The organism is Arthrobacter sp. zg-Y895 (assembly GCF_020731025.1).
Classification (GTDB): domain Bacteria; phylum Actinomycetota; class Actinomycetes; order Actinomycetales; family Micrococcaceae; genus Arthrobacter_B.
This window is the reverse complement of sequence record NZ_JAJFZY010000004.1, coordinates 362,685-386,117: the sequence shown is the minus strand read 5'-3', so window position 1 is coordinate 386,117 and position 23,433 is coordinate 362,685. Positions and strand designations below refer to the sequence as shown.

Below are 23,433 nucleotides of genomic sequence, written 5' to 3'. Positions count from 1 at the left end.
ACCAGCAGCCCCAAGCCGTGGGACCCCCGCACCGGCTCCGCTTCGCCAGCGGCGAAACCCGGGGGGTCGAATACTTTTTCGAATCGGCGTTTGAACTACAGTGGAAAACGTGCCTAAATCGACTCTTCCGACGGCTGACACCACGTTCGTGCCGCATAAAGCCAATGACCTTTCCCGCCTGGTAGTGAAAGGTGCGCGCGAGCACAACCTCCGCAACGTTGACCTGGACCTGCCGCGGGACGCCATGATCGTGTTCACCGGCCTGTCCGGCTCGGGTAAATCCTCCCTGGCGTTCGACACCATCTTCGCGGAGGGGCAGCGGCGTTACGTCGAGTCCCTGTCCGCCTATGCGCGCATGTTCCTCGGCCAGGTGGACAAGCCCGACGTCGACTTCATCGAGGGGCTTTCACCCGCCGTCTCGATTGACCAGAAGTCCACCAGCAAGAACCCGCGGTCCACGGTGGGAACCATCACCGAGATCCACGACTACATGCGCCTGCTCTGGGCCCGTGTGGGGCGGCCCTTCTGCCCGGTCTGCGGCGAGCCCGTCAGCCGGCAGACCCCGCAGCAGATCGTGGACCAGCTCCTCGAACTCGAAGAGGGAACCCGGTTCCAGATCCTTGCCCCGGTGGTCCGCGGCCGGAAGGGCGAATTCGTCGACCTGTTCAAGGAACTCGCCGCCAAGGGCTACTCGCGTGCCCGGGTGGACGGCAAGCAGGTCCAGCTGTCCGATCCGCCGAAGCTTGGCAAGCAGTACAAGCACAACATCGAAGTGGTCGTGGACCGCCTGGTGGCCAAGGACGGCATCCGGCAGCGGCTCACGGACTCCGTGGAAACCGGACTCGGCCTGGCCGACGGCCGCGTGGTGGTGGACTTCGTCGACCTGCCCGAGGACAGCAGCGAACGGACCCGCACCTTCTCCGAGAACCTCGCCTGCCCGAACGAGCACCCGCTGGCCATCGACGAAATCGAACCGCGGTCCTTCTCCTTCAACAACCCGTTCGGGGCCTGCCCGGTCTGCACCGGCATCGGCTCCCGGCTGGAAGTCGATGAGGACCTGATCATTCCGGATCCTTCCAAGTCCCTGGCCGAGGGCGCCATCGCCCCGTGGTCCCTGGGCACCGCCACCACCGAGTACTGGAACCGGCTGCTCGACGGCCTGGCCAAGGACATGGGCTTCTCGATGGACACCCCCTGGAAGAAGCTCCCGGCCAAGGTGCGCGAGGCAGTGCTCCACGGCAAGGACCACAAGGTGGTGGTCCAGTACCGGAACCGCTTCGGCCGCGAACGCAAGTACAGCACCGGCTTTGAAGGCGTGATCCAGTACATCCACCGCAAGCACGGGGAAACCGAATCGGACCACGCCCGTGACCGGTACGAAGAGTACATGCGGGAAATCGCCTGCCCCGAGTGCGGGGGAGCGCGGCTGAACCCGGCGTCCCTGTCCGTGCTGATCAACGGCCGCAACATCGCCGAGATCAGCGCCCTGCCGCTGCGCGAAGCCGCGGACTTCCTGAACACCCTGGTCCTGACCGGACGCGAAGCGCAGATTGCCAACCAGGTGCTGAAGGAGATCCAGGCCCGCCTGACCTTCCTGCTCGACGTCGGCCTGGAGTACCTGAGTCTGAACCGCCCGGCGGCCACGCTGTCCGGCGGCGAGGCCCAGCGCATCCGCCTGGCCACGCAGATCGGCTCCGGCCTCGTCGGCGTGCTGTACGTCCTCGACGAGCCGTCCATCGGCCTGCACCAGAAGGACAACCGGCGCCTGATCGACACCCTGATCCGGCTGCGCAGCCTGGGCAACACCCTGATCGTGGTGGAACACGACGAAGACACCATCCAGGAAGCGGACTGGATTGTCGACGTCGGCCCCGGCGCCGGAGAGCGCGGCGGCGAGGTTGTGCACTCCGGCCCGTTGGCCGAGCTGCTCACCAACGAGCGCTCCATCACGGGCGCCTACCTGTCCGGGCGCAAGAAGATCGAAATCCCGGCGAAGCGGCGCAAGGTGGACAAGTCCCGCCAGCTGAAGATCGTAGGTGCGCGGGAAAACAACCTGCAGAACCTGAACGTGGATGTTCCGCTGGGCGTCTTCACCGCCGTGACGGGTGTCAGCGGGTCCGGCAAGTCCACGCTGATCAACGACATCCTCTACAAGACGATGGCGAACAAGCTCAACGGCGCGAAGCACGTGGCCGGGCGGCACACCCGTGTGGAGGGCCTGGAGCAGCTGGACAAGGTCATCCACGTGGACCAGAGCCCGATCGGACGGACCCCGCGGTCCAACCCGGCCACCTACACCGGCGTCTGGGACCACATCCGCAAGCTGTTCGCCGAGACCAACGAGGCGAAGGTGCGCGGCTACCTGCCGGGCCGCTTCTCCTTCAACGTCAAGGGCGGCCGCTGCGAAGCCTGCCACGGCGACGGCACGCTGAAGATCGAAATGAACTTCCTGCCCGACGTGTATGTTCCCTGCGAGGTGTGCCACGGCGCCCGGTTCAACCGGGAAACCATGGAGGTGCACTACAAGGGCAAGAACATCGCCGAGGTGCTGGACATGCCGATCGAAGAGGCAGCAGAGTTCTTCGCCGCCTTCGGTCCCATTTCCCGGCACCTGAACACGCTGGTGGACGTGGGCCTGGGCTACGTCCGGCTGGGCCAGCCCGCCACCACGCTCTCCGGCGGTGAGGCGCAGCGCGTGAAGCTCGCCAGCGAACTGCAGAAGCGGTCCAACGGCCGCAGCATCTACGTCCTCGACGAGCCCACCACGGGCCTGCACTTCGAAGATGTGCGCAAGCTGCTGGAGGTGCTGCAGGGACTGGTGGACAAGGGCAACACCGTGATCACCATCGAGCACAACCTGGACGTCATCAAGAGCGCCGACTGGATCATCGACCTCGGCCCCGACGGCGGTACCGGCGGCGGCAAGGTGGTTGCCTCCGGCACCCCGGAGAAGGTTGCCAAGGTGGAGGGCAGCCACACCGCGACGTTCCTGGCGGAGATCCTCAACCAGTAGTTCGATGAAGGCCGGTGGCTGCCCGAGCGGGCGGCCACCGGCCTTCGGCGTGCCCGGCACGGTCGCGGAGAAATATACGCGCCCGGAAGATATGCACCGCAGGGCATACCTTTTTCCCTTGGGACGCCCGGATATGCAAAACTTAGGCCCGTGACTTCTCCCCGGCTTTTAGTGCTGTTCGATCTCGATGGAACGCTGGTTGATCCGGCCGGTGCCATCACGGGCGGCATCCGTTCCGCCCTCACGGCCTGCGGGCTGCCGCAGCCGTCAGAGGCGGACCTGTTCCGGATGGTCGGACCCTCCCTGGTGACGTCCCTGCGTGAAATCGCCGGCGTTCCCCAGGACCGCCTGGAAGCGGTGATCCGCCACTACCGGCAGGGTTACCGGCAGGCAGGCATGGCACAGAGCCGGCCTTACCCGGGCATCCGGGACCTGGTGGAGAATCTGCGCACGGAGCACACCGTTGCCGTGGCCACCCAGAAACCCGGGCACTTGGCGGTGGAACTCCTGGATGTGCAGGGCATGGACAGCCTCTTCGCTTCCGTTCACGGCTCGCCCGCCGACGAGCAGGCCGCCGCCGCACTCAACGGCAAAGCCGGCATTATCCGTGCCGCCCTGGAGCGGCACGCGGGTTCCTTCGACCGGGCCGTGATGATCGGCGACCGCAGGCACGACGTCGAGGGAGCCGCTGCCAACGGAATCGACTGCATCGGAGTCTCCTGGGGCTTCGCTGCCACCGGCGAGCTCGACGCGGCGGGGGCCGCCGTCGTCGTTGACACCGCGGAAGAACTGGCCGATGCTGTGCTGGCCTATGCGCAGAACGGAGCGGCACTGAATGGTTCTGTATAACCTGACCCGGGCAAGCACCCGCGGGCTTGTCGCCGGTCTGTGCCGGCCCACGATCACCGGACTCGAGCATGTTCCGGCTCACGGCCCTTTCATTGTCGCCTGCAACCACCAGTCCTTCCTGGACAGCGTCCTGGTCCAGGCCCTGCTGCCGCGCCGCGTGGGTTTCTTCGCCAAGGCCGAATACTTCACCGGGACCGGCCTCAAGGGGCTCGCGATGAAAAGCTTCTTCGAAGGCGTGGGTTCCATTCCGGTGCAGCGCGACCAGCAGGCCGCCAGCGTTGCGGCGCTCAAGACCCTGCTGGACATCCTCGAGGAGGGCGGCGGCGTCGGAATTTACCCCGAAGGCACCCGCTCACGCGACGGACTGCTCTACCGCGGCCGCACCGGCGTGGGCTGGCTGGCACTGACCTCCGGGGCTCCGGTGGTACCCGTGGGGCTCATCGACACCGACAAACTGCAGCCCGCCGGCAAGAAAACGGTCAAGCCCGGACACTTCACCCTGAAGGTGGGGCAGCCGCTGTACTTCCAGAAGACCGGACCGGAGCATGCGCTGCCGGCTCGCCGCCAGGCCACCGACCGGGTCATGGACGCCATCGCCGAGCTCAGCGGCCAGCAGCGCTCGGACAGCTACAACCGGAACCGGCCGGAGGGGTAGCCAGGCGGCCCGGGCGTCCCTAGAACTGCGCGCTGGTTATTTGGTCATGCGGACCCGGGATGTCCAGGCTTCCCCGTCCCAGTATCGGAACGGTGCAACCCCTTCGGGGTCCGGATAGAAACCGGCTTCTCGAGCTGCATATGACGTGGGAGCGGTCTGCTCATCCGTCGCTGCAGGCGCCTCCATGTCGCTGTCATCACTGAGGCTTATGACGCCGGTTTCGATGACCGGCGTACTCCTGAGCGCGAGTTTTGCTGCGGCCTTTTCCTCACGAAGGCGCTGCGCTTCCGCGGCCTTTTCCTCACGAAGGCGCTGCGCTTCCGCGGCCTTTTCCTCACGAAGGCGCTGCGCTTCCGCGGCCTTTTCCTCACGCACACGGTTCTTTTCAGCGGCCTGTGCCGCAGCGGACGCTAACTTACTCTGTTCGGCTTCATGCTTTGCCTGATTGATATGTGCAATAGCCTCATTGATCCCCAGAATCTGCGAGTTTTCAGCCAGGATTTTCTCCAGGTCGGCAACAGCCCGTCCGTACGCCTTCTCTTCCAAGCTGACATTTGAACGGACTACCAAAGCCCTGAAACGTAGATTCTCGGAGAACTTCTTGCTGGCTGTAAGCGGTTTCAGACACTCCTTGGCTGCAATCAATTGACCGAGTTCCAGGTGTGCCTGCGCTCTTAGGATGGATAAAAACGCGGTCATTTCCGAGTCCACCGCCACACGATCGGTCAGGCGGAGGACTTCTTCCCAGTCGTGCCTCTCTGAATAAAGCTCCGTCAAGCTCAGCAACGCGGGGTAAGTCGGATCGAGCTGTTCCACATACTGGATCGCTTCAGAAACCCTTTGGAGCGACTGAAGCGCCTCTGCAAGTATCAGAGTCAACGCGGCTTTGCTCAGGGGGAGCCGAACGATAACCCCTCCTGCTATGTCCAGGTCGTAGGAGGCGCTGGGTAGATACTTCAAGACAAACGGATTGTTCTCTATGAGCTCTGGACCGTGGATAACACTTTGCAGTTGCTGGACAGCCGCATGAGTGTTCCCCGCTTGGAACTGCTGCATCCCCAAGAGAGCTGCTGCGGCCGGACCGTAAACAGGGTGCTTCATGACGGCCGAATCCAACTCGGTGGTTTGGCGGGACACCGCGTAGGCGTAGAGAGCCTTCTCCTCTTTAGGTGCAAGTAAGCCTGGTTTACTGAGGGGTGCGGGGCGGGCTGCAGGAGCCGGAGTCCTGTTTCTCGATTGACTAGCCGTGCTGCGGGCAGGTGCCCGCCGAGCGCTTGATGCCGTGGATGTTCCAGCCAACTTTGTCCGTCCTGCGTACGCGCTGACACCGCTAGTGGAAACGCGGATGGTCACCCCCGGCATCATTTTGAATGACGTGCTTTTCTTAAACCCCATTATTTTCCTTCCGTCAGAGACAAGCTGAGCCTAAACTCCGTAGCTTCCGATTCTTCTTTAAATTCCAGCGTCGTAACGCCCACCAAGCGTTTGACCGCTTCCCTGACTTCAGAGGGAGACGCATAGAAGAACTCCCGCCTCAGATTCACCTTATTCACGCGTTGTGACTCAAATTCACGGTGCAACTGAGCCTCCAAGGCTGCAGCGTCCTCACTAAAGAAGAGGACATGAATGTCGTAGAGGAAGGGAACGCCTGCACCGCTGAGCTCTCGAATGCGTTCTGTGGGTTCCAGCCTCCGCGTCATGCCGATTTTCACAATGCGGTCACCGAATGCACCAAGATTCGAGATGACGTAGACGTACCCGGTCCTCACGTTCGCTTGCCGGTTCTCTATATCGCGAAGCTTCGACTCGGCTTCGTCGACAAAACGCTGCATGGCAGCGACGGCATCAGGTTGACCGCGCTCAAGGGCGATGGCAAGTGCCGCCTGGTATTTACTCCGCTCCTGCTCCATCTTCTCTCGTGCTTTCTGGAGCTCCTTTTCAACCTTCTCCTGCTCACGAGCTTCCTCGCGTAATGCCCGCTGAGTCTCCCTCTCACTCGCCACCTTGGCGTGATAGTCAGCCGTCAGCTTTAACTCGTCCATTCTCAGCTTGTGGTAGTCATTGGTTATCTCGATAGCCATGCTCTTACCGAGGTTTTCAATTGATTTCTTGGCACGCTCAAGTCTGTTGACGTTCGCATCCAGTGAGTGTGCCCGCACCGTTCGCACACAGTTGTCAGCTTCCGCGTTATAGGCCCTCAGCATCAGCTTGCATTGTTCCTTGACCATCTGAGCACCCTTGGCAAGGTTCCCGTTCACTGCCCAGTTGGTGGCACCGGTGACTGCTCGCTCCTTGACCAGTTCCTTCACCGACGTCCGTAACTGAGCCAGACGATCCTTGTACTGAAGCGCGTCCTCGAGTGGATGAGCGAAGTTGTAGATACCTAGATCTTGAAGGAGGTTGATTTCCCGGGTTTCAACGATCCGAGACTCCAGTTCAGCCAGGACGGCTTCTCGCTCACGGATACGGTGATTCAGATCCTGCAGCTGCGAGAGCGTCGCCCCGTTCGAACCCGATTCCGGGCCAGAGGGTCGTGACATGGCATGGTCGCTGGGTGTCTGTGGCACTTGCGCCGGGTCCTCGTCGAGGACAGCCCCGTGGTGGGTGAGAAGATCAGGTAAACCACCGTCCCATCCCTGGGATACAGAGCGGACTTTCCAGTCGCCGTGCCGTCGATAGATTTCACCCACCACAGCAACGCGTTCAGTGGACAACCCTTCGGCGACAATGCTGCATAGGGTTCCGGAGCTACTAATCAACGAGAGCCTCAGGGAGGACAATTTCCCGAGACTGGAGTCGTCGGAGTCCAATGCAGCGGCAATCGCAACAGTGTGTACCTCGTCAGGCAGGCGGGCAAGCAAGATCTCCGCTTTGTGTGCGTGTCCGCGGGCGGTGTCGATCCGTCCTACATACCGGGCCGCCCCCTCGAGGTAGTCCGGCTGGTTATAAAAAACAACCCCGGAGTTATCTGTTACCCGTCCATTCTTATCGAGCATCAGTATGAACAAGTCGAGCTCGTCCGTCGCGGAGGGTGCAGTCCACGCAAGCTCTAGCTGGAGCGGTGCATGAAGCGGCGACGAAATAAGGGCGTTCGCCCCTTTGGGCAGTGAGACTTGGGGCATGTATCGACCATACAATGTCGCCGGATAAATCGGGCAGATGCCGAAACTGCGGCAACTGCTGCGACGTGTTGGTCAGATGGGTCAGTGACGAGATTTGTGTACCCTGTCCAGCCGTTCTGACAGTGAAACCCCCGTACTGTTCAGCGCCGCGCGAAACCCCATGCCGCCGTCCGGGGCCGGCGAAAGGCGAACGTAGGATGGAGACGTGGCAGATCCAGCAACCTACCGGCCGAAAACAGGGGAGATCCCCACGGCACCGGGCGTATACCGCTTCCGGGACGAGCACGGCCGGGTCATCTATGTGGGCAAGGCGAAGAACCTCCGCTCCCGCCTGAACTCCTATTTTGCGAACCCGCGCGGGCTGATGCCCAAGACCCGGGCCATGGTGCATACCGCGGCCGGCGTCGAGTGGACGGTGGTCGGCACCGAACTCGAAGCGCTGCAGCTGGAATACACCTGGATCAAGGAATTCAATCCCCGGTTCAACATCATGTTCCGGGACGACAAGTCCTACCCCTACCTGGCCGTGACCATGGGGGAGAAGTACCCCCGCGCCCAGGTCATGCGCGGGGACCGGCGCAAGGACACCCGCTACTTCGGCCCGTTCTATCCGGCCAAGGCAATCCGCGAAACCCTGGACACACTGCTCCGGGTCTTCCCCGTCCGTACCTGCAGCAGCGGCGTCTTCAAGCGCGCAGAGCGCACGGGCAGGCCGTGCCTGCTCGGCTACATCGACAAGTGCTCCGCCCCCTGCGTCGGACGGATCAGCCCGGAGGACCACCGCGAGCTGGCCGCGGAACTCTGCGACTTCATGGCCGGCGAGGGCAAGCGCTTCATCTCCAGCCTCGAGAAGGAAATGCAGGCCGCCGTCGCCGAACTGGACTACGAAACCGCTGCCCGGCTCCGCGACGACATCTCGGCCCTGCGGAAAGTATTCGAACGCAACAACGTGGTCCTCAGCGAAGACACCGACGCCGACATCTTCGCGCTGGAGGAAGACGAACTCGAGGCGTCGGCCCAGGTGTTCCATGTCCGCGGCGGACGTATCCGCGGCCAGCGCGGCTGGGTCGTGGAAAAGGTCGAGGACAACGACACCGCCGACCTCGTGGAGCACCTGATCCAGCAGGTCTACGGCGAGGCGAACTCGACCGACCGCATTCCGCGCCAGGTCCTCGTCCCGGTGCTGCCGCCTAACGCGGAGGAGCTGGCCGAATGGCTGGGCGGGCTGCGCGGCGCCCGGGTGGACATCCGGGTGCCCATGCGCGGAGACAAGAAGGCGCTCATGGAGACCGTTGCCCGCAACGCCGCGGATGCCCTGCGGCTGCACAAGAGCCGCCGGGCCGGGGACATCACCACCCGCTCCGCCGCCCTGCAGGAACTGCAGGAGGCCCTGGACCTGCCCTCGCCGCCGCTGCGTATCGAGTGCTACGACATTTCCCATGTGCAGGGCACCAATGTGGTGGCCTCCATGGTGGTGGCCGAAGACGGCCTGCCGAAGAAATCGGACTACCGCAAGTTCTCGATCACCGGCGACGCCGCCCGGGACGACACGTCCTCCATGTACAACGTCATTTCCCGCCGTTTCCGCAATTACCTCGCGGAGAACGCGGATCCCGCCGCCGATCCCGATGCCCCGGTGGACCTGCCTGACGAGCGCGGCGGCGACGGCGACGTCCAGCCGTTGACGGACACACTCACCCCTGCGCCCAAGGCAAAGTTCGCCTACCCGCCGAACCTGGTGGTGGTGGACGGCGGCCAGCCCCAGGTCGCGGCGGCGTCGAAGGCCCTCGCGGATCTGGGCATCACAGATGTGCAGGTCGTCGGACTGGCCAAGCGCCTCGAGGAGGTCTGGGTTCCGGACAGTGACTTCCCGGTGATCCTCCCGCGCGCCTCCGAGGCACTGTTCCTGCTCCAGCGCGTCCGGGACGAGGCGCACCGCTTCGCCATCACCTTCCACCGGCAGAAGCGGGGCAAGTCCATGACCGCGTCACTGCTCGATGAGGTGCCCGGACTGGGACCGTCGAAGCGGCAGGCACTGCTTAAGCACTTCGGCTCCGTGAAGAAACTGCGTGCCGCGACCGAGGAGGAACTCCTGGAGGTGCCGGGCATCGGTCCGGCCATGGCCGCCAACCTGCGCAGCCGCCTGGCGGACAAGGAAACGGCGGGAGTTCCGGCGGTCAATATGGCCACCGGCGAAATCCTGGAAACTTAGTTAGGCTTGGGAACCGGCGTGTCGGCTTCGAACCGTTCGGAGTTCTTCGAAAAGCAGGACAATCAGGATGGGATCACAGTAATGACGCAAGAGGACGGCTTGACCGTAGTCAAACCGGAGGAATCGGAGCTGCTCGTAGTTACGGGCATGTCCGGCGCCGGGCGCAGTACCGCCGCCAATGCGTTGGAAGACCACGGCTGGTACGTCGTCGAGAACCTGCCTCCGATGATGCTTGGTACCCTCACCGAGCTGGTTTCCCGGATGCCGCAGTCCATTCCGAAGCTGGCCGTGGTGGTCGACGTCCGCAGCAAGGAACTCTTCCAGGACATCCGCGAAGCCCTGCGCAACCTGCGTGCCGCCGGCGTCACCTACCGCCTGCTGTTCCTCGACGCCGATGATTCCACCCTGGTCCGGCGCTTTGAACAGGGACGACGCCCCCATCCGCTGCAGGCCGACGGCAGCATCCTGGACGGCATCGCCTCCGAACGCGAGGTCCTGACGGAGCTGAGGGAGTCCTCCGACATCGTCCTGGATACCTCCAAGCTGAATGTCCACGCTCTGGCCACCGCCGTCACGGAGCTGTTCACGGAGTCCGGCCCGATTGTGCTGCGCCTGAACGTGATGAGCTTCGGTTTCAAATACGGACTGCCGGTGGACGCGAACTACGTTGCCGACGTCCGCTTCATCCCCAACCCGCACTGGGTCCCGCAGCTGCGCCCGCACACCGGGCTGGACGAAGACGTCCGCGACTACGTCCTGCAGGCCAAGGGCACCGCGGAGTTCCTGGACCGTTACGTCGACGCCCTGGAGCCCGTCATTGACGGCTACCGCCGGGAAAACAAGCACTACGCCACGATCGCCGTCGGCTGCACCGGTGGCAAGCACCGCTCCGTTGCCGTGACGGAGGAACTGGCCAAGCGCCTGGCCCAGCTTCCGCACGTGACGGTCAGCTCCCACCACCGGGATCTGGGGCGCGAGTAATGTCCTTCCTCACCGGACCCCTGCCCCTGATTCCGGAGGGGAAGGGACGTGAGAGCGGGAGCGGGAGCGGATCGATCGTCGCGCTCGGCGGCGGCCACGGGCTGTCCGCCTCCCTCTCGGCCCTCCGCCTGCTCACCACCGACCTCACCGCCATCGTTACGGTGGCGGACGACGGCGGCTCCTCCGGCCGCCTCCGCCGGGAACTGGGCGTCCTTCCGCCCGGGGACCTGCGGATGGCCCTGGCGGCGCTCTGCGACGACACCGACTGGGGACGCACCTGGCGTGACGTCATGCAGCACCGCTTCCGGTCCCAGCCCGGTGTCGAAGGCTCGCTGGATGACCATGCCCTCGGCAACCTGCTGATTGTCACGCTGTGGGAGCTGCTGGGGGATCCCGTCGCCGGACTCCAATGGGCCGGCGCCCTGTTGGGTGCCCGCGGCCAGGTACTGCCGATGTCCACCCTGCCGCTGACCATTGAAGGTGACGTCCTTCGGCGCACCGCCGACGGAGACCTGCTCGAGACCATCAGCGGCCAGGCCAGCCTCGCCGCTGCCGGCTCCCGCAGCAACGTCAGCGACGTCCGGCTGCTGCCCGTCGACGCCCCGGCCTGCCCGGCCGCGCTGGAAGCAATCGACCTGGCCGACTGGGTGGTCCTGGGGCCCGGCTCCTGGTACACGTCGGTCCTGCCGCACCTGATGCTGCCGCAGCTTAGGGACGCGTTGTGCGCCACATCCGCCAAACGCTGCCTGACCATGAACCTCAGCAATGAAACAACCGAAACGTCCGGGATGACCGCCGTCGACCACTTGGCCGTTATCCGCCGCTACGCGCCGGAGTTCAAGGTGGATGCCGTGCTCGTGGATCCGTCGGTGGTGGCGGACAAAGCGGCCTTCGAGGATGCTGTAGCAGAACTGGGCGGCCGTCCGGTCTTCGGTAAGGTGGGGGCAGCGTCGGGGCGTCCGATCCATGATCCGCTCCGCCTCGCGACCGCCTTCCACGATATTTTTGGGGAGAATTAGGAGTGTATTTGTGGCGTTAACCGCAGCTGTAAAAGAGGAACTGTCGCGTCTGGACGTGAAGAAATCCTCAGTCCGCAAGGCCGAGGTGTCGGCAATGCTGCGTTTTGCCGGCGGCCTGCACATCATTTCCGGACGGATAGTCATCGAAGCCGAGGTAGACCTCGCGTCGACTGCCCGACGGCTGCGTGCAGCCATTGCCGAGGTCTACGGCCACGCCAGCGACATCATTGTGGTGTCCGGCGGGGGACTGCGCCGCGGCAACCGCTACGTGGTTCGGGTGGTCAAGGACGGCGAATCACTCGCACGGCAGACCGGCCTCCTGGATGCCCGCGGGCGTCCGGTGCGCGGGCTGCCCTCCGTCGTGGTGAACGGTTCCGCGGCCGATGCGGAGGCCGTCTGGCGGGGAGCCTTCCTCGCCCACGGTTCGCTCACCGAACCCGGACGGTCCTCCTCGCTTGAAGTCACCTGCCCGGGACCTGAAGCTGCCCTGGCCCTGGTCGGATCCGCCCGCCGGATCGGCATCGCCGCCAAGGCACGCGAGGTGCGCGGCGTGGACCGCGTGGTGATCCGCGACGGCGACACCATCGCCGCCCTGCTCACCCGGATGGGTGCGCATGACGCGCTCATGGTGTGGGAAGAGCGCCGGATGCGCAAGGAAGTACGCGCCACGGCGAACCGGCTTGCCAACTTCGACGACGCCAACCTCCGCCGCTCCGCGCAGGCCGCCGTCGCGGCCGGCGCCCGGGTGGAGCGCGCCCTGGAGATCCTCGGCGAGGACGTCCCTGAGCACCTGCGCTACGCCGGCGAACTGCGCGTGGCCCATAAGCAGGCCAGCCTGGACGAGCTCGGCCACCTGGCCGACCCGCCCATGACCAAGGACGCCATTGCCGGCCGGATCCGGCGGTTGCTGGCGATGGCTGACAAGCGGGCAGCGGAATTGGGTATTCCGGGTACTGAGTCGAGCGTCACTCCGGAAATGTTGGACGAATAGCGTTATTGCATAGGATGGAAGCCTGCTGCCTTTCGGCGGCACAACGAGTTTCCGGACGGGAATTCCGTCCGGAACATTGATCCGACACCAACGGAGGATTTTTCGTGAACGAATACACACTGCCGGAACTGCCGTACGATTACGCGGCCCTTGAGCCGCATATTTCCGCACGCATCATGGAGCTGCACCACGACAAGCACCACGCCACCTACGTGGCCGGCGCCAACACCGCCCTGGCCCAGATGGCAGAGGCACGCGAAAAGGGCGAGTTCGGCACCATCGGCAAGCTCTCCAAGGATCTGGCCTTCCACCTGGGCGGCCACACCAACCACAGCATCTTCTGGAACAACATGTCTCCGGACGGGGGCGACAAGCCCGAGGGCGAACTGGCAGCCGCCATCGATGAGTTCTTCGGATCCTTCGACGGTTTCCGCGGCCAGTTCACTGCCGTGGCGAACTCCATCCAGGGCTCCGGCTGGTCCATCCTGGCCTACGAACCGCTGGGCAAGAACCTCGTCATCGAGCAGCTCTACGACCAGCAGGGCAACATCCCGGTGGGCACCATCCCGCTGCTGATGCTCGACATGTGGGAGCACTCCTACTACCTGGACTACGCCAACGTTAAGGGCGACTACGTCAAGGCCTGGTGGAACATCGTGAACTGGGCCGATGTCGCCGCGCGTTTCGACGCCGCCCGCACCGGCGCCAAGAGCCTGATCGTCCCGGCTTAGTCTTGAGCCCCTGCCGCACATTTGTGCGGGTGCCCCGGTCCCTACGGAGACTGTGACGCGTAAGATAAATCCGTAGGTCCGGTCCCGTCCGGTGCTTTCGTGGCACCGGCGGGACGGGGCCACGGCGCCGCGGCCGGAAGGGTTTCCCAAGCGGAAGTGTCAGGCCGCAGTCAGTCCGGTGGCTTCTTACCATGAGGTCACGCAGCTCTCGATTGAACCCCTACTCAAGGAGACAGAACAGTGACTACTCGTGTTGGAATCAACGGATTCGGGCGTATCGGCCGCAACTACTTCCGGGCGGCCCTGGAGCAGAACGCCGACCTCGACATCGTCGCGGTAAATGACCTCACCAGCCCCGAGACCCTCGCCCACCTCCTCAAGTACGATTCCGTCACCGGACGCCTGGGCGCCGACGTCAAAGTCAGCGAGGGCAACATCGTCGTCGGGGGCAAGACCATCCGTGTCCTCGCCGAGCGGGATCCCTCGAACCTCCCCTGGCGCGATCTCGGCGTGGATGTCGTCATTGAGTCCACCGGATTCTTCACCAAGGCCGAGGACGCCAGGAAGCACATCGACGCCGGCGCCAAGAAGGTCCTGATCTCCGCGCCGGGCAAGGGTGCCGACCTCACGGTCGTGATGGGGGTCAACGACGGCGACTACGACCCGGCGTCGCACAACATCATCTCCAACGCCTCCTGCACCACCAACTGCCTCGGCCCGCTGGCCATGGTCCTGCATGAGGCGTTCGGCATTGAACGCGGCCTGATGACCACCGTCCACGCGTACACCGCCGACCAGAACCTGCAGGACGGCCCGCACCGCGACCTCCGCCGCGCCCGTGCCGCAGCCCTGAACATCGTGCCGACCACCACGGGCGCCGCCAAGGCCATCGGCCTGGTCCTGCCGGCCCTCGACGGCAAACTGGACGGCTTCGCGCTGCGCGTGCCGGTACCCACCGGTTCGGTCACCGACCTCACCGTGACGGTTTCCAAGGAGGCCACGGTGGAACAGATCAACGATGTCTACAAGACCGCGGGCAACGGACCGCTGGCAGGCATCCTGCGCTACACCGACGAGCCGATTGTCTCTTCCGACATTGTCACCGATCCTGCCTCGTGCATCTTCGACTCCGGCCTGACCCGCGTTATGGGGAACCAGGTGAAGGTCGTGGGCTGGTACGACAACGAGTGGGGCTACTCCTGCCGTCTCGTGGACCTCACCAAGCTTGTTGGCTCAAAGCTTTAATCAACCAAGTACGCAAAGGTAGACATGACTGTCAAAACTCTCCCCGACCTGATCAGCGAAGGCGTTGACGGCAGGTACGTCCTCGTCCGCTCCGACCTGAACGTCCCGCTCGACGACGGCCGGGTTACCGACGACGGACGCATCCGGGCGTCGATTCCCACCCTGCAGACCCTCGTGGAGCACGGTGCCAAGGTCATTGTGATGGCCCACCTCGGCCGCCCGAAGGGCAAGCCGGATGAGAAGTACTCGCTGCGTCCCGCCGTCGACCGCCTCGCCGAACTGTCCCCGTTCCCGGTGGAGTTCGCCGACGACGTGGTGGGCGACAGCGCCCGCGAACTGGCATCCTCGCTTGCCGCCGGTTCTGTCCTGGTGCTGCAGAACATCCGCTTCGATCCGCGCGAGACCTCCAAGGACGACGCGGAACGCCAGGCGCTGGCAGGGGAGCTGGCAGCCCTGACCGGCGGCAACGGCGCGTATGTGGATGACGCTTTCGGTGCCGTGCACCGCAAGCACGCCAGCGTTTACGATGTTGCCGAGGCGCTGCCTGCCTACGAAGGAGGGTTGGTGCACACCGAGGTCGAGGTCCTCAAGCGCCTCACCGAGAACCCGGAGAAGCCCTACGTGGTGGTTCTGGGCGGCTCCAAGGTGTCCGACAAGCTGGCAGTGATCGAGAACCTGATGGACCGGGCCGATTACCTGCTGGTGGGCGGCGGCATGGTCTTTACCTTCCTGGCCGCACAGGGCCACAAGGTCGGCGCATCCCTGCTCGAGGCAGACCAGATCGAAAACGTGAAGGGCTACCTGAACCGGGCCAAGGAGGTCGGCTGCGAGTTTGTGCTGCCCACCGACATTGTGGTGGCGGATAAGTTCGCTGCGGACGCCGACGTCGAAACCGTTCCTGCCGAGGGCATGGAGGACAGCCGCTTCGGTGCTTCCGGCATCGGCCTGGATATCGGCCCCGATTCCGCTGCGGCCTTTGCCGAGCGGATCCGCCACGGCAAGACCATCTTCTGGAACGGCCCGATGGGCGTGTTCGAGTTCGAAGCCTTCGCCAACGGCACCCGTGCCGTGGCCCAGGCCTTGAAGGACTCCAGCGGCTTCAGCGTCGTCGGCGGCGGCGATTCAGCAGCGGCCGTCCGCAAGCTGGGCTTCTCGGAAGCCGACTTCGGGCATATCTCCACCGGCGGCGGCGCCAGCCTCGAGTATCTCGAAGGCAAGGCCCTTCCGGGCCTTACCGTCCTCGACAAGTAAAACCCCAGGTGCGGGTCCGCTGTCCCAGCGGGCCCGCACCCGCATGTCCCATCCCGCCCGGCTCTTAGCGCCGGCGCACCGCGAGTAAGAAACCGGAGTAACCATGACTACCTCCACGAACGGCAAGTTCGACCGCACACCCCTGATCGCCGGCAACTGGAAGATGAACATGGACCACGTCCAGGGCATCACCCTCTTGCAGAAGCTGGCGTGGACGCTGAGCGACGCACGGCACGACTACGGCCGCGTGGAAGTAGTGGTGTTCCCTCCGTTCACCGACCTGCGCAGCACACAGACCCTGGTAGCGGGCGACAAGCTGAAGGTGGAATACGGCGCGCAGGACCTGTCGCCCAACGATTCCGGCGCATACACCGGTGACATCTCCGGCCAGTTCCTCGCCAAGCTCGGCTGCAGCTACGTCCTCGTAGGCCACAGCGAACGCCGGTCCGTCCACGGCGAGAGCGACGAGCTGCTGAACGAAAAGCTCAAGGCCGCCTACCGCCACAACCTCGTGCCCATCCTCTGCGTTGGCGAAGGGCTCGAAGTACGGCAGGCCGGGGATCACGTGATCCACACCCTGGAACAGGTCCGCAGGGACCTGGCAGGACTGGATGCCGAGCAGGTGTCCCGCCTCGTCATTGCCTACGAACCCATCTGGGCCATCGGCACCGGTGAAGTTGCCGGCCCCGAGGATGCCCAGGAAATGTGTGCCGCCATCCGTGCCGAAATCGCCGACCTGTATGACGATTCCGTTGCTGCCAAGACCCGCCTGCTCTACGGCGGCTCGGTCAAGGCCGCTAATGCAGCAAGCATTCTGGGGGAGCGGGACGTGGACGGCGTGCTGGTGGGCGGTGCCAGTTTGGATGTAGGCGAATTTGCTAATATTGTCAGGTTCGAACAACATCTGGTGACTGACTGAACTGCAGCTGAAGGGCGCCGCAGCGGCGTCTCCAATCCATGAGTCACCCGAAAGGCCGTAAGTGGAAATTCTGAAGATCGTCCTGCTGGTGCTCCTTGCGATCACGAGCCTGCTGCTGACGCTGCTCATCCTGCTCCACAAGGGCCGCGGCGGCGGCATGTCGGATATGTTCGGCGGCGGCATGACCAGCAGCCTCGGATCCTCCGGTGTTGCCGAAAAGAACTTGAACCGCTTTACGGTGGCGCTGGCGATCTCCTGGGGCGTGGTCATCGTGGCACTCGGGCTGATCCAGCGCTTCGCCGGCGAAGCGTAGGCAGCAGCGCAGCAATAGCTCCAAAGGAATGGCCCCCGGACGTGTCCGGGGGCCATTCCTTTTTAAGCGAGTCGGGCCTAGTCCTCGTCGCCGGCGTCGCGGTCGTCCGAATCGAAGAGCCGCTGGGACAGCTGCGATGCCGCGGCCTGGTCAATCAACCACCGGGTCTTGGTGCGGCCGTGGGCACCCGCCGCCGGGACCTGGATTTCCCCCGCGCCGGCGAGGGCCAGGCCCACGGCACCGGCCTTGTCATTGCCGGCGACACCCAGCCAGACCTCGAAGGCCGTGTTGATGCTCTCCAGGGTGAGCGAGATCCGCTCGGGCGGCGGCTTGGGTGCATCACGGACGGCTACCGTGGTGGCGCCGACGGTCCGAACGCCCGGGGTTTCCGGGAAGAGGGACGCTATGTGCGCGTCCGGCCCTACCCCGAGCAGCAGGACGTCAAAGCGGGGGAGCCGCGGGTCGACAGGTTCGAACCCGGTTGCAAGGTGCTCGGCGGCAGCGGCGTCGGCCAGCTGCCGGGCATAGTCGGCTGCGGCGTCTTCCACCGTCTCCGCCTCATCGGCGGAAGCGACGGCGTGGATGCGGCCGGCCGGGACGCCAAGCGGATCCAGCATCGCCTGCCGCGCCTGCACTGAGTTCAGCTCCGGATCGCCGGCCGGGAGGAACCGTTCATCGCCCCACCAGAAGTTGACCTTCGTCCAGTCCACCGCTGTCCGTGCCGGATTGGCCGTCACGGCCTCCAGCGTCGCGATGCCCACGGTTCCGCCCGTGAGCACCACGGTGGCCTCTCCGCGCCGGCTCTGGACGTCCACGAGCTTGGTGATCAGCCGCGCTGCCGTTGTGGACACGAGCGCCTGGGGATCCGGGTGGATGCTGACGCCTTTGGGGGAGTGCTTCATGCGTCCGCCCCTTCCTTGGACAGGCACGCGGCCAGTCCCTCGGTAAGTACTTCTCCGAACACCTCGTCCGGATCCAGCCGGCGCAGTTCCTCCGCCAGGCAGTCCCGCAGGGTGCGGCGCGGCAGTGAAATCTGCTGCTCCGGCTGCCCCGGCTGGGTCAGATGGGCGGTGACCTGGTCCGGCCGGGCCAGTTCCACGTCTCCGTCGCCGCGGCTAAACACTACCCTGTGGATGCCGGTTCCGGCTTCCCCTTCGATGATCTCCAGCGGTACTTTCAGTGCCTTTTTCAACCAGGCGGCCAGCAGGAAGGTGCTGGCCGAGTCTGAAGCGCCCTCGACGACGACGGACCGGACCTGGGCCGCTCCACCACCGTCCAGGACGGCGGCCAGCTGGACGCGCCAATTCGTCAACCGGGTCCAGCTGAGGTCGGTATCCCCGGCAGCGTAGCTGTCCGCCAGGCCCAGCAGCGCCTTTTTCGGATCATCCTCGGTTGCTGCATCGGTAATCCGGCGGTGGGCAATGCAGCCCAGCGGTGTCTGCGCCGGATCGGAGGGAACTCCGTGCGGCCACCAGACCACTATGGGAGCGTCCGGCAGCAGCAGGGAAGACACCAGGGATTCACTTTCGCCCGTAAGTTCGCCGTACCCGGACAGCACAATCACTTCCGAGGCACCGGCGTCGCCGCCCACCCGGATCTGCGCGTCAAGGCGGGTCTTCTCGTCCGGGCTGCCCTCGGCCAGCACGATGATGCGGCACGGGTGTTCCCTGCTGGCCTCGTTGGCGGCGGCGATGGCCTCCTCGACGAAGTCCGGCTGGGTATCCACCACCAGGGTCAGCACGCGGCCGAGGGTGACCACGCCGCCCCTTTCACGCATGGCGACTATTTCCTTGGACACCTTGGAGGTGGTGGTGTCCGGCAGTTCTACTATCACGGCCTTCTCCAGGTCCTTCCGTCTTGGGCGAGCAGCTCGTTGGCGGAGTCCGGCCCCCAGCTGCCGGGAGCGTAAGGCTCGGGCTGGGTGTCGAGCGACGCCCAGTATTCTTCGAAGGGATCCACGATCTTCCAGGACAGCTCGACTTCCTGGTGCCGGGGGAAGAGCGGAGGCTCACCCAACAGCACGTCCAGGATCAACCGTTCATAGGCCTCGGGGCTGGACTCGGTGAAGGAATGCCCGTAGCCGAAGTCCATGGAAACGTCGCGGACCTCCATCTGGGTACCCGGCACCTTGGAGCCGAAGCGGATGGTGGCACCTTCGTCCGGCTGGACACGGATGACCACGGCGTTCTGGCCGAAGTCGTCACCGTTGTGTTCGCGGAACAGCAGATTGGGGGAGCGCTTGAAGACGACGGCGATCTCGGTGACGCGCCGGCCCAGCCGTTTGCCGGCCCGCAGGTAGAACGGTGCTCCGGCCCATCGGCGGGTATTGATATCGAGCCGGATCGCGGCGAAGGTCTCGGTCTTGGAATCCGGGTTGAAGCCTTCTTCCTCCAGGAAACCGGTAACCTTCTCACCGCCCTGCCAGCCGCCTGTGTACTGCCCGCGGGCGGAACTGCGGGAGAGGTCCTCCGGCAGCCGGACGGCCGCCAGGACCTTTTCCTTTTCCGCGCGGAGGTGCTCCGCATTGAAGGAAATGGGTTCCTCCATGGCGGTCAGCGCCAAAAGCTGCAGCAGGTGGTTTTGGATCACGTCACGGGCGGCGCCTACGCCGTCGTAATAGCCCGCACGGCCGCCGATGCCGATGTCCTCGGCCATGGTGATCTGCACGTGGTCCACGTAGTTGGCGTTCCAGATCGGTTCGAACAGCTGGTTCGCGAAACGCAGCGCCAGGATGTTCTGGACCGTCTCCTTGCCCAAGTAGTGGTCGATGCGGAACACCGAATCGGCGGGGAACACCGATTCCACCACGTTGTTGAGTTCCCGGGCAGAGGCGAGGTCGTGGCCGAACGGCTTTTCGATGACCACCCGCCGCCATTTGCCCTCGGAGGTCTTGGCCAGTCCGTGTCCGGAAAGCTGCTGGCAGACCTCTTCAAAGGACTTGGGCGGCACTGAAAGGTAGAACGCGTGGTTGCCGCGGGTTCCGCGTCGTTCGTCCAGGTCCTCGAGGGTCGCCTTCAGGTCCTCGAAGGCTTCGTCGCTGTCGAATCCGCCTTCGACAAACCGGATGCCCTCTGCCAGCTGCTTCCACACGCCCTCATCGAAATCGGTCCGGGCATGTGCCTGCACCGATTCCTTCACCTGGGCGGCGAACTCCTCGTGGCTCCACGGTCGGCGGCCGAAGCCCACCAGCGAGAAGCTGGGCGGAAGCAGGCCGCGGTTGGCCAGGTCATAGACAGCCGGAATGAGCTTCTTCCGGGCCAGGTCTCCCGTCACGCCAAAGATCACCAGGGAGGACGGACCGGCGATCCGGCTCAGCCGGCGGTCCCGTGGATCCCGGAGCGGGTTGCCCTTCCTGGTCTTTCCCACGGCGGGCATTTACTTGCTGCTCGCTTCGGCGGCCAGGGCCCGCACGACGTTTTCGATTTCGCGGACCCCTTCGTCGCGGTTCAGCAGGTGCAGCCGCAGTACGGGGCGGCCCTGGTCCGCGAGGACCTGCGCGTCACCGGCGGCCTGCGCGCTGATGAGTTCGCCGAAGGAGAAGGGCCGGTCCGGGATGCCGATGTCCTGTGCGGGCTTACCTGTGATCTGCAGGTAGACTCCCTGCGCCGGGCCGCCCTTGTGGAACTGGCCGGTGGAGTGCAGGAAGCGCGGACCCCAGCCGAAGGTCACGGGACGGCCGGTGGCTGCAGCAAGCTCCGGACGGATCTGCTCCAGGTCCGCCTGCCGGAAACGGTCGAGGTAGGCCTGGACGCTGAGGTAGCCGTCCGTGCCGAGGTGCCGGAGCAGGGCCGCCAGCGCGCCCCTCAGGGTGTGCGCCGTGCCAAGGAGATCAGCCGGCCCGCGTACCTCGACGGACCCGTCAATGAAGGACGGTTCCGTGGGCTCCGGGGTAGCGTCAAGCAGTCCGCGTGCCGCCTTCTTCGCAGCTTCGACGTCCGGCTGGTCAAACGGATTGATGTTCAACAGGCGTCCGGCCACCGCCGTCGCGAATTCCCAGAGCATCATGGAACTGCCCAAGCTGCCGGAAACCACTACCTGGTCCCCTTCGGGGAGGACGTCGGAATCGACGGGGACAATCCGGACGGTGAGTACGTCGCCGGCACCGGAAACCATCTCCGGGGCGCCGGGTTCGACGGCGACGGGCAGCAGGCCCGTGCCGAGCTTGCCGGTGGATTCCGCGATCAGCTGCTCTGCCCAGTCGGGGAAGCCTGCCAGTCCGGAGCCTTCGTCCACAATCACGATCTTGTTGCGCAGCGGGTCGGTTCCGCCGAGGGCCGCTCCAAGTTCCAGGCCGATGTTGTCCGGTGCGTCGTCCCGGAGGATTTCCGCTGTCATCTCGGCGTCGTCCAGCAGGGTTTCAATGTCCGCGCCGGCCAGGCCCGAAGGCACCAGCCCAAACGCCGTCAGGGCGGAGTAGCGCCCGCCAACGTTGGGGTCGGCGTTGAACACGGCGCGGTAGCCGGCCTCGCGGGCCGCTGCGTCCAGCGGCGACCCCGGGTCGGTGACGACGACGATGCGGGACTTGGCGTCGATACCGGCGTCGGTGAAGGCCTGTTCGAACACCCGGCGCTGCGAATCCGTCTCCACCGTGGAACCCGATTTCGAGCTCACGACAATGACGGTCTCGGACAGCCGGTCGCCGAGGGCGGCCGCAACCACGTCCGGGTCGGTGGAATCCAGGACTGTCAGGTCCACGCCCGCAGTGCGGGTAATGACCTCGGGCGCCAGGGAAGAGCCGCCCATGCCGGCCAGGACCACGCGGGTCACTGACTCGGCGGCGAGCTCTTCCCTCAGCGCCGCGATCTGTCCCACGAGCGGCCGGGAGCTTTCTCCGGGGTTGAGCCAGCCGAGGCGGATGGACGCCTCGGCTTCGGCATCTGGTCCCCAGAGGGTGGGATCCTGGGCCACGAGGCGGGAGGCGACTTCATCCCCCACGAGTTCGGGCACCTTGGCGTCGACGGCAACGCTGGCCGCCCCGGCTGCTTCAAAGGACAGTGTGGTCATTTTTTCCTATGCCTCTTTCGCGGTATCCAGTGCGGTCTGAACGGTCTGGAGGAGTTCGCCCCAGCTGACCACGAACTTATCCAGGCCTTCGGTCTCCAGCTGCTCCACAACGTCGTTGTAGGAGATGCCAAGGCCGTCCAGCTGGTCGAGGACTGCATTGGACTCCGCGTACGTGCCGGTGATGGTGTCACCGGTGACTTCGCCGTGGTCCGCAGTGGCTTCCAGCGTCTTTTCCGGCATGGTGTTAACCGAGTTCGGTGCCACGAGGCCGGTGACGTACAGGGTGTCCGGCAGGGCCGGATCCTTCACGCCGGTGGAGGCCCAGAGCGGGCGCTGGGCGTTGGCACCGGCCGCGGCCAGCACCTGCCAGCGTTCGCTGGCGAACTGCTCTTCGAAGACCTGGTAGGCCAGGCGGGCGTTGGCCAGGCCGGCCTTGCCCTTCAAGCCCTTGGCCTCGTCGGAGCCGATGCCGTCCAGGCGCTTGTCGATTTCAGCGTCGACGCGGGAGACGAAGAAGGACGCCACCGAGTGGATGGTGGAGAGATCGTGTCCGTTTTCCTTCGCCTGCTCAATGCCGAGCATGTACGCGTTGATGACCTCGCGGTAGCGCTCGAGGGAGAAGATCAGGGTCACATTGACGCTGATGCCCGCGGCCAGCGTGGCGGTGATGGCCGGCAGGCCTTCCTGGGTGGCGGGAATCTTGATCAGGACGTTGGCTCGGCCAACCTTGTCGAAGAGTTCCTTCGCCTCGTTGATGGTGCCCTGGGTGTCACGCGACAGGCGCGGATCCACCTCGATGGAGACGCGGCCGTCGACGCCGTTGGTTGCTTCGTAGACCGGTGCAAAGACGTCGCACGCCTGGATGACGTCGTCGGTGGTGATTTCGAAGACGGACTTGTCGACGTCGGCACCCGAACGCGAGAGCTGCTGCACCTGGGCGGCGTAGGACTCGCCGTTCGCCAGTGCGGCTGCGAAGATGCTCGGGTTCGTGGTCACGCCGACCACGTCGCGCTCATCGATGAGCTTCTTCAGGGAACCGGAAACAATCCGTTCGCGGGAGAGATCGTCGAGCCAGATGGAGACTCCGGCTTCGGAAAGCCGGGCGGTGGGAGTGGAAGTCATTGTTTG

At 64.8% G+C, this 23,433-nt stretch carries 19 protein-coding genes; 12 read left to right on the top strand and 7 right to left on the bottom strand.

Translation table 11 applies throughout. The features are described from left to right. Positions 1 to 109: 109 nt before the first annotated feature. The 3 genes from uvrA to LJ760_RS08520 all read left to right on the top strand — a co-directional run bounded on the left by uvrA (position 110) and on the right by LJ760_RS08520 (position 4,517). The gene (gene uvrA, locus LJ760_RS08530; RefSeq protein WP_227921746.1) at positions 110 to 3,013 is read left to right on the top strand and encodes an excinuclease ABC subunit UvrA; all 2,904 of its coding nucleotides are present in this window, start codon (positions 110 to 112) and stop codon (positions 3,011 to 3,013) included. 150 nt (positions 3,014 to 3,163) lie between these two features. After that, positions 3,164 to 3,862 (top strand): HAD hydrolase-like protein, encoded by a 699-nt coding sequence (locus LJ760_RS08525; protein ID WP_227921745.1) that lies wholly within the window; start codon positions 3,164 to 3,166, stop codon positions 3,860 to 3,862. Next, positions 3,849 to 4,517, top strand: coding sequence for a lysophospholipid acyltransferase family protein (locus LJ760_RS08520; protein ID WP_227921743.1), 669 nt, complete (start codon positions 3,849 to 3,851; stop codon positions 4,515 to 4,517). Before LJ760_RS08525 ends, LJ760_RS08520 begins: the two co-directional genes overlap by 14 nt. 36 nt (positions 4,518 to 4,553) lie before the next feature. Here the strand turns inward: LJ760_RS08520 and LJ760_RS17485 are convergent, their stop codons facing one another. Together LJ760_RS17485 and LJ760_RS08510 are read right to left on the bottom strand one after the other, a co-directional pair. Then, positions 4,554 to 5,654 (bottom strand): DUF2510 domain-containing protein, encoded by a 1,101-nt coding sequence (locus tag LJ760_RS17485; RefSeq protein ID WP_227921740.1) that lies wholly within the window; start codon positions 5,652 to 5,654, stop codon positions 4,554 to 4,556. Positions 5,655 to 5,911: 257 nt separating this feature from the next. Then, positions 5,912 to 7,639 carry a DUF4041 domain-containing protein gene (locus LJ760_RS08510; protein ID WP_227921738.1) on the bottom strand — a complete coding sequence of 576 codons (1,728 nt, stop codon included), beginning with the start codon at positions 7,637 to 7,639 and terminating at the stop codon, positions 5,912 to 5,914. Positions 7,640 to 7,844: 205 nt separating this feature from the next. Here LJ760_RS08510 and uvrC point away from each other — a divergent pair, with 205 nt between their 5' ends. The 9 genes from uvrC (at position 7,845) to secG (ending at position 17,301) form a co-directional block, all read left to right on the top strand. Further along, entirely contained in the window at positions 7,845 to 9,851 is a 2,007-nt protein-coding gene (uvrC, locus tag LJ760_RS08505; protein ID WP_227921736.1) for an excinuclease ABC subunit UvrC, read from the top strand. 81 nt (positions 9,852 to 9,932) lie between these two features. Next, positions 9,933 to 10,832 (top strand): RNase adapter RapZ, encoded by a 900-nt coding sequence (gene rapZ / locus LJ760_RS08500; protein WP_227921734.1) that lies wholly within the window; start codon positions 9,933 to 9,935, stop codon positions 10,830 to 10,832. After that, positions 10,832 to 11,851 carry a gluconeogenesis factor YvcK family protein gene (locus tag LJ760_RS08495; protein ID WP_227921729.1) on the top strand — a complete coding sequence of 340 codons (1,020 nt, stop codon included), beginning with the start codon at positions 10,832 to 10,834 and terminating at the stop codon, positions 11,849 to 11,851. Before rapZ ends, LJ760_RS08495 begins: the two co-directional genes overlap by 1 nt. 10 nt (positions 11,852 to 11,861) lie before the next feature. Then, a complete protein-coding gene (gene whiA, locus LJ760_RS08490; protein ID WP_227921727.1) occupies positions 11,862 to 12,842 on the top strand; it encodes a DNA-binding protein WhiA in 981 nt (326 codons plus the stop codon). Between the two features lie 104 nt (positions 12,843 to 12,946). Beyond that, positions 12,947 to 13,573: a superoxide dismutase gene (locus LJ760_RS08485; protein ID WP_227921726.1), complete on the top strand. Its 627-nt coding sequence runs from the start codon at positions 12,947 to 12,949 to the stop codon at positions 13,571 to 13,573. A 240-nt stretch (positions 13,574 to 13,813) separates the two neighbouring features. After that, positions 13,814 to 14,818 (top strand): type I glyceraldehyde-3-phosphate dehydrogenase, encoded by a 1,005-nt coding sequence (gene gap, locus LJ760_RS08480; protein WP_227921725.1) that lies wholly within the window; start codon positions 13,814 to 13,816, stop codon positions 14,816 to 14,818. A gap of 24 nt (positions 14,819 to 14,842) precedes the next feature. Next, positions 14,843 to 16,069: a phosphoglycerate kinase gene (locus tag LJ760_RS08475; RefSeq protein ID WP_227921724.1), complete on the top strand. Its 1,227-nt coding sequence runs from the start codon at positions 14,843 to 14,845 to the stop codon at positions 16,067 to 16,069. 103 nt (positions 16,070 to 16,172) lie between these two features. Beyond that, the gene (tpiA, locus tag LJ760_RS08470) at positions 16,173 to 16,988 is read left to right on the top strand and encodes a triose-phosphate isomerase (RefSeq protein WP_227921721.1); all 816 of its coding nucleotides are present in this window, start codon (positions 16,173 to 16,175) and stop codon (positions 16,986 to 16,988) included. 61 nt (positions 16,989 to 17,049) lie between these two features. Further along, positions 17,050 to 17,301 (top strand): preprotein translocase subunit SecG, encoded by a 252-nt coding sequence (gene secG, locus LJ760_RS08465; RefSeq protein WP_227921719.1) that lies wholly within the window; start codon positions 17,050 to 17,052, stop codon positions 17,299 to 17,301. A gap of 77 nt (positions 17,302 to 17,378) precedes the next feature. On the opposite strand, the gene pgl is transcribed toward secG, so the two are convergent. The 5 genes from pgl to tal are packed head-to-tail and all read right to left on the bottom strand — an operon-like array spanning position 17,379 to position 23,427. Further along, positions 17,379 to 18,203 (bottom strand): 6-phosphogluconolactonase, encoded by an 825-nt coding sequence (pgl, locus tag LJ760_RS08460; protein ID WP_227921717.1) that lies wholly within the window; start codon positions 18,201 to 18,203, stop codon positions 17,379 to 17,381. Then, positions 18,200 to 19,135, bottom strand: a complete 936-nt coding sequence (locus LJ760_RS08455; RefSeq protein WP_227921716.1) for a glucose-6-phosphate dehydrogenase assembly protein OpcA — start codon at positions 19,133 to 19,135, stop codon at positions 18,200 to 18,202. The genes pgl and LJ760_RS08455 overlap by 4 nt, the downstream gene beginning before the upstream one ends. Continuing rightward, a complete protein-coding gene (gene zwf, locus LJ760_RS08450; protein ID WP_227921715.1) occupies positions 19,132 to 20,667 on the bottom strand; it encodes a glucose-6-phosphate dehydrogenase in 1,536 nt (511 codons plus the stop codon). The genes LJ760_RS08455 and zwf overlap by 4 nt, the downstream gene beginning before the upstream one ends. 9 nt (positions 20,668 to 20,676) lie before the next feature. After that, entirely contained in the window at positions 20,677 to 22,305 is a 1,629-nt protein-coding gene (locus LJ760_RS08445) for a glucose-6-phosphate isomerase (RefSeq protein ID WP_227921714.1), read from the bottom strand. 6 nt (positions 22,306 to 22,311) lie between these two features. Continuing rightward, complete coding sequence (gene tal, locus LJ760_RS08440) at positions 22,312 to 23,427, bottom strand: transaldolase (protein WP_227921713.1); 1,116 nt, start codon at positions 23,425 to 23,427, stop codon at positions 22,312 to 22,314. Positions 23,428 to 23,433: the final 6 nt, after the last annotated feature.